The organism is Desulfamplus magnetovallimortis (genome assembly GCF_900170035.1).
GTDB lineage: Bacteria > Desulfobacterota > Desulfobacteria > Desulfobacterales > Desulfobacteraceae > Desulfamplus > Desulfamplus magnetovallimortis.
In genome coordinates this window covers 1-1,586 of the sequence record NZ_LT828591.1, presented here as the reverse complement: position 1 = coordinate 1,586, position 1,586 = coordinate 1, and the positions used below count along the sequence as shown (strand labels likewise).

Sequence of the window (1,586 nt, the reverse complement as noted above, 5' to 3'; positions counted from 1 at the left end):
TGCCCCCTAACCCCAATGCTGTTGACTTAAGCATTAGGGGGAGAAGCTTTTTTTCGTTTGCCATCGTGCCATTTACTTTTGGGGCCTTTGTTTATCCTGGGTTGTGAAGGCCTCTTGTTTATTGGGCGATAATATTTTACTCGTGCTATTTCGACGAGTAGTTCTTTGAAAATTTGAATTGCCAAAACCGGATCATCTGGCACAAGTATCGCTGCCTCGGCAGCTATGGACAATACAGCATTTTTAAACTGAGGCTCTCGATTATCCGGCAGAAAAAATTGAGATGACAGCAACATCATACATCGAGATATGACACTTACTATCATTGCAGAATAAAGTTCCTGCAAAACTCCGTTTACACTTGTGCTATGAAATTTTTCAATTTCAAAAACAACTTTTTCGTCTCGATAATACTCTTCGACCCTCCAACGTTTAAAATACAAATCTGTAATTTCAATTGCCGTGTATCTATTTTTACCAAATAGATTTGTCAATAATACCGAGACAGTTCCGTCCGGGCTTTCCAGACGGATTACTCTAACCTTTATTGGTTTGAGGTTCTTTCTTTCATTAATACCAAATTTTCTTTTTATGTTATTCGTTGCGGTTATATATACAATATCTTCTTCTTTCCCACTTTCCACAAATTTCTCAACGGCTTTAAACGTACTACTGGATGGGCAACGAAACAACCAATGTCCAGAATAATTGTTGTTTAGAAAATGGATAATTTCATATGAAGGATAACCTCTATCAAAAGTCAATATTCCACCAGATGGTATTGCTGGCAATAGATTTTTCAGTTCGTCTCGCTCTGATCCATCATTAGCTACGACTGACCGTGCAATTGGCAGTCGTCTAAAAACATCATATACCGTAGTAACAAGACATTGGGGATAATGACCTTTTCCGTTGGTATCAAGACCACTGTCGGGATCGAAGTGTTCTCTAATTGCTTCAGTTGCTGGGAGATTAAATCTTGAGCCATCTGTTGCAAAAACGGGCATTCCATGCCAAAGAAATTGCTGATTATCTTCAATTTCTAAACTATAGGCGAGTTCAACTGAGTCACTCAAAATATCTTGAAAAGCTTGCCAGGGAATTTTTTTACGGGCTTTTGTGACGCTGCTCCTATGAACAGCATTGGCGTCCGGCCATAGGCCACAGCGTCTTACATTTTTGAAAAATTGACCGCATTGCGTATCTACACCTTGATTTGAGCCATTTGCGGTGATTGAAAGTGTAAGTGCAACTGTCTTTGCAAAAGGGAGAGCCCGATTCCTTGTAAAATCATTCTCAGATTGTTTGTGGTCAGGGTTGATTTCTTTTGGGATGATATTGATAATTTTTTCAAAAGAATCATAGATCTGGCATGAATTTTGAAAGCAAGTTATGTGCCATGATATCACCTTTTTAAATAAAAAAATTAAAATGAGCATATTTTTTTGCTTATTTAAGTTTCTATTTTTCAAGTAACTATCAATAATTATAGCAAAAAATCACCCAAAATACCACCAAAATACTGCTTGTCCATAAATAACTATGACTCATTTGTTAAGTCAACAGCATTGGGGGGCTGGGGGGCA

Annotated in this window: 1 protein-coding gene; it reads right to left on the bottom strand. The window is 37.8% G+C overall.

The annotated features are described in order from the left end of the window. Positions 1 to 26 precede the first annotated feature (26 nt). Positions 27 to 1,472, bottom strand: coding sequence for an IS4 family transposase (locus MTBBW1_RS27125; RefSeq protein WP_222424201.1), 1,446 nt, complete (start codon positions 1,470 to 1,472; stop codon positions 27 to 29). Positions 1,473 to 1,586: the final 114 nt, after the last annotated feature.